Genomic DNA, 8613 nt, shown 5'->3' on the forward strand with positions numbered 1-8613 from the left:
AAATTTGAAGCGGTCAATTTTTAATTATATCCATAAAAAAACGGGTTTAATTAGTGAATTATAACTGATTTTTTGAAATCATTAAACTATTTTTACTAAAATCCTCTAAATGGTAAATTAAATTGAACATTTTGTGATGATTGTAAGCTGATTATCAAGAGGTGACCCAAAATTTCGGGTAGTAAATAACCAAGAAAAATACTACAAATGAGAGACAAACTTGATTCAGTAGACCATAAAATATTAACGTTATTATCTAATGATGCACAGATGCCCTATACGGAAGTTGCAAAGCGTGCAGGAATCTCTCCTGGAACGGTACACATGCGTACACGTAAAATGAAGAATATGGGAGTTATTAAAGGGGCTACCCTAAGTCTAGACTACAGTAAAATGGGGTATAAGATGACTGTTTTTCTGGGGATATATCTGCGCGAGAGTTTCTTATATAAGATAGTAATAGAAGAATTGGCTAAAATTCAAGAGGTGGTTAAAATCCATCATAGTACTGGAAAGTATGACATCTTTATAAAGGTACATGCTAAGGATAGTCTACATTACAGGAGGCTATATCAAGAGGCAATACTTACTATTGAAGGTATACGGGGTATAGAATCCTTTATTTCTGTAGAAGAGAACATGAGTAGACATATTAATTTTGAGAGCTGACCATTAAGTAACATGCTATTGCAACAGCGTGTATGGCTGTTTAGAATGATAAGAATGTGTTAAAAAGGCTGTTCCTTCGTAACAATCTCATCTCAGTATCGTCTTTTAAGTAATTCATCAAATCATTTAAAACGATAAATCATGAGAAAAACTAGTTTAGTCTTGGTAGCTGCAATGCTACTTTCAATCGGTAATGTTTTTGCTAACGAAGGTGAAAACAAGAAATCAACAAAAAACTTAACGGTTCAAATTTACGAGCTGCTAACGGACAACTCTTTAACTATTAAAGAAGTTGATGAAACGGCCTTTGTTCGTTTTACCTTAAACCAAAATCAAGAAATTGTGGTGTTAAGTGTAAATGCGGATAATGAAGTGGTTGAAGCTTTTGTAAAAGAGAAGCTCAATTATAAAAAGGTCAGTATTCAGGCGTATAAGGAAGGGAGAACCTATACTTTGCCTGTTCGTATTGCAGGTTAAATAGGTTTAGGTAAATATTAAATCCTGAGGGCAGCTCATCACCGAACTCAGGATTTTTTTTTGTTCTTGTATTTTACGTTAGTAATATCTTTGTTGATTTTCTTTTGTTGTTGCGTCTTAAAATCCGGTCTTTTAGCGTGATTGACCTTTGCCGGTTTCACAACTTTTTTGGAAAGTACTTCACCCGGTGTTTTTGGGTTTTCTTTCGTTCCCCTCAAATGAATCACTAATCCGTTTAAAAAATTACGCAATACTTGATCGCCGCACTCCATATAGTTGGGGTGGTCGTCCTTTCTAAAAAAGGCGCCCAATTCACTTTTGCTAATGTTGAAGTCAACAAGTTTTAGAATGTCAATTATCTCATCATCTCTCAGCATTAATGCTACTCTAAGCTTCTTAAAAACATCGTTATTGGTCATAGCGTAAAATTTTTGGCAAGGTATTACAAAAATATGGAGAACCATACTGATGAACCCTTATACTGACAATCTTGCCATAGAACATGCTGTAACTTTTATTGCATATTACATATAAAAATGACGTTTTGTCACTTTTATACATGCAAATAATGACATATAGTCATGATTTAGTAGTTGGTATGTAATTTGTCTTTAATCAATCGAATTAAAAATTTAAAGTCTAATATAAAATATAGATATCATGAGTATAGTAAAAAGAAACAACTTGGCTTTTCCTTCATTAATGAACGAGATTTTTAAGCCTGATTGGTTTGGAGGTATGGAGAATGTAGCAACAAGCACTCCTGCTGTAAATATTAAGGACAACGAAAAGAGTTTTGAACTCGATTTGATTGTGCCTGGAAGAAAGAAAGAGGATTTTAATATTGAAGTAGACAATGAACTTTTGACCATTTCTGCTGAATTAAAGGATGAAAAAGAAGTAAAAGAAGAGAATTATACCCGTCGCGAGTTTAGATTTTCATCTTTTAAAAGAGCTTTTACGCTTCCAGAATCTATCAATGTAGATGATATTAAAGCAGATTATGTTGATGGTGTTTTGAAAATTGAATTACCGAAAAAAGAAGAAGCTTTGCCAAAACCAAAGCGTCTTATTGAGTTGAAGTAAAAGTTAGATTGGTTGTTTTGTCTTAGTGCAAAACGTTTCATAATCCCGATTATTAATCGGGTAGATTTAAGTTTGGTTGGTTAGTTGAAGAAGCGCCCTAGGTATATTTCTAGGGTGCTTTTTTTGTGGAAAAGCAAGCAATTTTCAGCTCCGTTTTTGAATAGTAAAAGACAAATTATTTTGCATTTGACGGTTGCTTTTTCAAAGTGAATCGAGTAAATTATTGACTTAAAACAGTGTCATTTTTTTTCTGTTTAAAGAACTGTAACTACGAGTATATTTTTATTAAAAAATGATAAAAAACACAATTTAGACTTGTCTAAAAATTGATTTTTTTAGCCTGTTAATCAGTTATTTAAATCTATTTATGTGTATTGTTAATTTATGTGGTTAAAATCACTGGATTTCCTCCTCTAATAAACGTGAATTTAGGCTTTTTCTTGTAGTGATTTTATCTCGTCTCTCAGTTTTGCAGCCTGCATAAAGTCCAGTTCTTTGGCGGCCTTTTCCATGGCCTTTCTTTTCTCTCGGACCATCTTTTCAATTTGGTCTTTGGTCATATATTCAAGGTCCGGTTCCGCGGCTCTCATCTCCTCTTTTTCGAAGTGATATGTAGAAACTGAATTTTTAGAAAGTACACTATCCAAACTTTTATTTAATGCTTTTGGTACGAGTCCATGTTTCGTATTATAGGCAATTTGTTTTTCTCTACGGTAGTTGGTTTCATCAATTGTAGTCTGCATGCTTTCCGTAATTTTATCGGCATACATAATTGCCCTTCCGTTTAAATTTCTTGCCGCCCTACCAACGGTTTGGGTTAACGATCTATTGCTTCTTAAAAAACCTTCCTTGTCAGCATCCAAAATTGCTACTAAAGAAACTTCTGGTAAATCCAATCCTTCACGAAGTAGGTTAACTCCAATTAGCACATCAAAAATACCCTTTCTAAGATCTTGCATGATTTCTACTCTTTCCAACGTATCAACATCACTATGAATATAACGGCACCGTACATTAATTCGTGTTAAGTATTTGGCAAGTTCTTCTGCCATTCTTTTGGTGAGGGTAGTTACTAGAGTCCGTTCATCCTTTTCTACCCGAACCTGAATTTCTTCCACGAGGTCATCAATTTGATTTTGGCTGGGTCGTACCTCAATAATGGGGTCCAAAAGTCCGGTAGGCCTAATTACCTGTTCAACATATACACCTTGGCTAAGCTGTAGCTCATAATCTGCCGGTGTAGCACTCACATAAATTGCCTGGTTTTGAAGTGCTTCAAACTCTTCAAATTTTAGCGGACGGTTGTCCATTGCCGCTGGGAGACGGAAACCATAGTCCACCAAGTTTACTTTTCTAGAGCGGTCGCCACCGTACATGGCATGAACCTGTGGAATGGTTACATGACTTTCATCAATAACCATCAAATAATCGTCCGGAAAATAATCAAGTAGGCAAAACGGTCTGGTACCTGGCTGGCGGCCATCCAAATAACGTGAGTAATTTTCAATGCCCGAACAATAGCCTAGTTCTCTAATCATTTCCAAATCAAAACTGGTACGTTCTTCAAGTCGTTTTGCTTCAAGCGGTTTTCCTATTTCTTTAAAATAATCTACCTGTTTTACCATATCTTCCTGAATCTGATGAATTGCACCCTGCAGCACATCAGGAGAAGTAACGAACATGTTGGCCGGGTAGATGTTCAAGGTTTCGTAAATCTCGATTACGTTGTTGTTGAACGGGTCAAACGCCTCTATTTCTTCAACTTCATCACCAAAAAAATGAATACGGAAAGCATGGTCCGCATAACTGGGGAAGACATCAACAACATCTCCCTTAACCCTGAAGTTACCGTTCCTAAAATCGGCCGAGGTTCTGGAATATAGACTTTGCACCAATTGATGAAGGAATTTGGTACGTGCAATTACTTGGTCTTTTTTAATAGTGATGACGTTCTTCTGAAATTCCACAGGGTTTCCGATACCGTACAAACATGAAACCGATGCAACTACCAACACATCTCGCCTTCCGGAGAGTAACGATGACGTAGCACTTAAACGTAGTTTTTCAATATCTTCATTAATAGAAAGGTCCTTTTCTATGTAGAGTCCGGATGAGGGTATAAAAGCCTCAGGTTGGTAGTAATCGTAATAAGATACAAAATACTCCACCGCATTATCCGGAAAAAACTGTTTGAATTCCGAGTATAGCTGCGCTGCCAGTGTTTTATTATGGGCGAGCACTAGGGTAGGGCGTTGTACATTCTCTATAACATTGGCAACGGTAAAGGTTTTACCGGAACCGGTAACCCCTAATAAGGTTTGGTACCGTTCCCCGGCCTCCATTCCCTCTACAAGTTGCTTTATGGCTTGTGGCTGATCGCCCGTTGGTTCAAACTCTGAGACTACTTTAAATTTCATCCCTTAAAATTACAAAAGAAGTGTGACTTTGAGAGCCGTAAAGATTTTATTGTTTGTTTCAAAAGTAAACCAGGCAGCGTTCATATATTGAATAGAATAGTGTTATCGGGAATTACAAATCCCTCTTCTTCAACAACGCATAGGACCCATAAATAAAGATAGCCGTCCAAGCTAGTACAATTAGTATTTCATACCAATGTACATTGTAGTTTAGGACAATTTCTTCTCCCATTTGGTTTACGGCCGTTTGTACGGCACTTAACCTGGTGAACGGTTCCTTAATAAGGTTCCACATAGCATTAAGAGGAAAGAATCCCATAATCATATCTGTGGTTTCTCCATCAAAAAAACGCCATCTGATAATGCCTCGAATAAAGGATTCAAATATTTGCCATAGAATTAGAAAACCTAGAGCAAAAGCAGAGCGTTTTACCAAAACGCCTAAAAAGAGACAGAACGAGAAAAACCCTACTAGTTTTACAAAAAAGGCTAAAAGGAATTCCAGTCCCGAGAAAATAATACCAATTTCATTAAAATTAGAGTAGAAAAGACCCAAAATGAGTGATACCACGAATACAAAAACGGTGGAAATCAAAGCGAACGAAATGACCGTCAGAAATTTTGAAAGGATAAATTCCTTCTTGGATAGTCCGTCTATTAAATTCTGTTTTATGGTTTTATTACTGTATTCATTGGCCATCATAGAGACGATAACAATGGCTAAAAACAGTTTAAAGAATGCGGTAATAAATGAATTGAAATGCCAGATGTACGGAAAATTGAAGATTCCCTGTTCGGCCAAATGGAACTTTATAGGGCCAATATCAAATTTAATGGCAGCCACTAAAGCAATGGAGCAAAGAAGAACAAAGTACGATACAATCAGAACTTTACTGGCCCTGTTGTTCCATAATTTGATGAATTCAATTTGTAAGAGTCGTGTCATGGTTTTCTAGTTGGATTGATTTTTGGTCAAAGTCAGGAATTGTTCTTCTAGGCTTTCTTTTCTTTTCACAAGATGCGATAACGTTATCCCCTGGTCAAATAGGGTTTTGTTGAGTTCTCCGGCATTCATTTCTTCTTTTAAAAAAGCGGTAATGCAATTGTTCTCCAATTTTACCTGTCCAAAGCTGGCGTGTTTTTCCAAATATGTTTTTAAGCGTTCCTGATCATTGGTCTTTAATTCAAAAAAGCCATGACTTGTTAGTAGGCCATCTACACGGCCGGAATATAGTTTTTCGCCTTTTCTAAGTATGATAACATGGCTACATACTTTTTCCACTTCATCCAAAAGATGGGAAGCCAAGAGAATGGTGGTGCCTTGAGATGCAATTTTCTTTATGATTTCCCGTATTTGGTGAATACCTTGTGGGTCTAACCCGTTGGTGGGCTCGTCTAAAATTAAGATTTCGGGGTCATTGAGTAGGGCAGAGGCAATGGCCAGACGTTGTTTCATACCCAGTGAATAGGTCCTGAACTTGCTGTTTTTTCGGTCTAACAAACCAACTAGCTCCAATTTTTCCTCTATTTTGGTTTCACTTACCTCTTTGATTTTACAGACCAATTTCAGGTTTTGTATAGCCGTCATGTAAGGATAGAAATTGGGTCTTTCAATAATTGCCCCAACTTTTTTTAAAGCTTGGTGGGTGGTCATAGAACCATCAAACCAAGAAAAATCGCCTTGCGTTCTATTTACAACGTTCAGAACAATTCCCAGCGTGGTGGATTTTCCACTGCCATTCGGCCCCAAAATGCCGTAAACATTGCCTTTTTCAATAGTAAAAGAAAGGTCTTTGACCGCGGTCAGGTAGCCGAATTTTTTGGTGAGATGGTCAACCGTTAGAATTGTATTCACGTCAAGTGTTTTTTTGATTGATATATCATACTTGACGAGATAGGGGATATAATGTTACAAAAGCCTTAGTTTTTCTTTACCCGATAGGTTATTTTTCTATTGGTTATTACTGTAGTAGGTTGTTCCAAGGTTACTATAATGGTTTCCGAAGGGTCATCGGCAGAAATATTGGCGTCCGTTTGGTCCTGGCTGTTAGTTGCGGTATTGGTATAACTAGCGGAAGTAATATAAATATTGTTCAATCTGGCTCTTGTAACCAACGTTAACGACTCTAGTTCTCCTTGGCTCATGGTTCCCACTGTCCAATCAGGACTGTTAAAACTCCCTTTTGATACTGAGGATGAAACTAATTCCAATCCAGCAGGAAGAATATCTGTCAACACTAGGTTAGTAACATTGTTCACGCCCAAGCTCTCTACGGTTATAGTAAATTCAACAAGTTCTCCGTCCAGTACATTATTTCTGTCCGCCGTTTTTTTTACAACAATATCGGGAAAACAATAATAAGCGGCAATAGGTTGGGAATCATAAGTACACCCACCTTTGGTAACTCTCACAAAATAATCGCCTGCTTCACTTGGGGTATAGCTCGAAAAAATTGCCCCAGTAACAATAGTTCCATTCTGATACCATTGGTAAGCGTCAAAATTAGCATCTACTACTTCTATGATAGAACCGGGAAGACATCCACCACCTTGTACCTGTAAGTCAACTGCAGGTACCGTATCAAAACCAGAGAAATAACCGGCGATACCGCGGGCACCATTAAAACCTATGAAACCTACAGCAATTGGCCCGGTGGATTCAACGGAAACATTTCCCGTTAAATTAGCTACATAAAAAGTTTTCCAATCCGCAGATCCTGTAACGGGTGTTGGGGCAGGAAGGGTTACGGCGCCATTGCCATCCGTAACGGTAATATTTGCATTTGGGGTAGTGGTAGAGGCTATTATGGTTACACCTCCGTTCATTGTAATTCCGGCTGCATCCTGAATATTGGGAATGTTATTAAGGTTGTCCGGTAGTAAACAGTTAACCGGTGCTACAAAGTTAAGTCCTACAGTTACAATAGAGCTTCCTCCCGCTAATAATTGATAGGCATATGCATCTTTGGAAGTAGTAACGAACATATTACCACCTGCTACGGAACTTGAATAGTTGCTTTCTGGAATTTCAAAATAATCACCATTGTTTATGGTAGCAATTGGCGTTGCGGAGCCGTTCACATAAATTGCCGTATTGTTCTGTGTACCGATAATAATTGGTTTTTCGGTCTCACTAGAACCATTTCCTCTAATGAATACATATTCTTTGCCTATTTTATTTTGAGGCACAGGCTGGTCAATTGCGGCATCTCTACTACCGTTTCCTACTCTTACGCCGATATTAAGACCCCCGTTACTGATTACAATGTTTTTGGTAGCCGAAATGGTGGCGCCTAGCCAACCATCAATATTTGCCGTAGTTTGTTTTACGTATGCCTCCATCACAAATGTTTCATTTGCGTTCAGGGTAACCTGAAAAGTATCCGAAGTAATACCTCCGGCATTATTCCCTAATCGGAATTCACAATTTGGGTCGTATCCAAAGATGTCTATTACGGTATTATCCTCAGTTGCCATAATACCAACAGAATTGGTTAGACTGTTTTGTGTGGCTCTGTTTGGAATACCTCCCCATTTGAATAAAGTACCCATAGCCTGTCTACCCTTACTAGTAAGTGAGGTTGACTGGGAGGTCGAGCTACCTCTATAATTCACATAAAATTTCTCGCCGCCGGGTGATTCAAACCGAAGACCGCTATTGGTAAGAACAATACCCGTATTACTATTTGTAACCATGGTAATATTATTGTCACCCTGGGCTAATCCATAAGTAACTGGTGCTGCGTTGGATAATGTTAAATTAGCAATTGGGGTAACGTTTGTGCCTTGATAAACATTTACACTAAAAGCAGTGTTTTCAGGTGTGGATAGGTACACAGCTTGGTCTTTAACCGCCTGGTTATTGCCCCCTTGCTTTAGAGGTGGCAAATAATGAAGGTCACTGAGTTGTGAAAAACCACTCAGTGACACTATGAAAAATAAAACAAATACTCTTAATTTCATT

The 8613-nt window shown here is 37.7% G+C and carries 8 protein-coding genes; 3 read left to right on the forward strand and 5 right to left on the reverse strand.

From position 1 onward, the window contains the following. Positions 1-207 precede the first annotated feature (207 nt). Both SJY45_RS18415 and SJY45_RS18420 read left to right on the forward strand, forming a co-directional pair. Positions 208-669 (forward strand): Lrp/AsnC family transcriptional regulator, encoded by a 462-nt coding sequence (locus SJY45_RS18415; RefSeq protein WP_215441538.1) that lies wholly within the window; start codon positions 208-210, stop codon positions 667-669. A gap of 141 nt (positions 670-810) precedes the next feature. Then, on the forward strand, positions 811-1146 hold the full coding sequence (locus SJY45_RS18420; protein WP_289041353.1) for a hypothetical protein: 336 nt from the start codon (positions 811-813) through the stop codon (positions 1144-1146). 47 nt (positions 1147-1193) lie between these two features. Here the strand turns inward: SJY45_RS18420 and SJY45_RS18425 are convergent, their stop codons facing one another. Next, entirely contained in the window at positions 1194-1565 is a 372-nt protein-coding gene (locus SJY45_RS18425) for a DUF1456 family protein (RefSeq protein ID WP_215912659.1), read from the reverse strand. 241 nt (positions 1566-1806) lie between these two features. Between SJY45_RS18425 and SJY45_RS18430 the strand changes: the two genes are divergently transcribed. Then, positions 1807-2232, forward strand: a complete 426-nt coding sequence (locus tag SJY45_RS18430; protein ID WP_215912660.1) for an Hsp20/alpha crystallin family protein — start codon at positions 1807-1809, stop codon at positions 2230-2232. Positions 2233-2660: 428 nt separating this feature from the next. Here SJY45_RS18430 and uvrB read toward each other — a convergent pair whose 3' ends face one another. From uvrB to SJY45_RS18450, 4 genes are all read right to left on the reverse strand, one after another. Then, on the reverse strand, positions 2661-4649 hold the full coding sequence (gene uvrB, locus SJY45_RS18435) for an excinuclease ABC subunit UvrB (protein ID WP_400072615.1): 1989 nt from the start codon (positions 4647-4649) through the stop codon (positions 2661-2663). Between the two features lie 112 nt (positions 4650-4761). Continuing rightward, entirely contained in the window at positions 4762-5595 is an 834-nt protein-coding gene (locus SJY45_RS18440) for an ABC transporter permease (RefSeq protein WP_400072617.1), read from the reverse strand. 6 nt (positions 5596-5601) lie between these two features. Beyond that, positions 5602-6504, reverse strand: a complete 903-nt coding sequence (locus SJY45_RS18445) for an ABC transporter ATP-binding protein (protein ID WP_400072619.1) — start codon at positions 6502-6504, stop codon at positions 5602-5604. A gap of 65 nt (positions 6505-6569) precedes the next feature. Next, the gene (locus SJY45_RS18450) at positions 6570-8612 is read right to left on the reverse strand and encodes a DUF11 domain-containing protein (protein WP_400072621.1); all 2043 of its coding nucleotides are present in this window, start codon (positions 8610-8612) and stop codon (positions 6570-6572) included. Position 8613 lies beyond the last annotated feature (1 nt).

The sequence above is a fragment of the Zobellia russellii genome (assembly GCF_044597075.1).
Taxonomy (GTDB): domain Bacteria; phylum Bacteroidota; class Bacteroidia; order Flavobacteriales; family Flavobacteriaceae; genus Zobellia; species Zobellia russellii.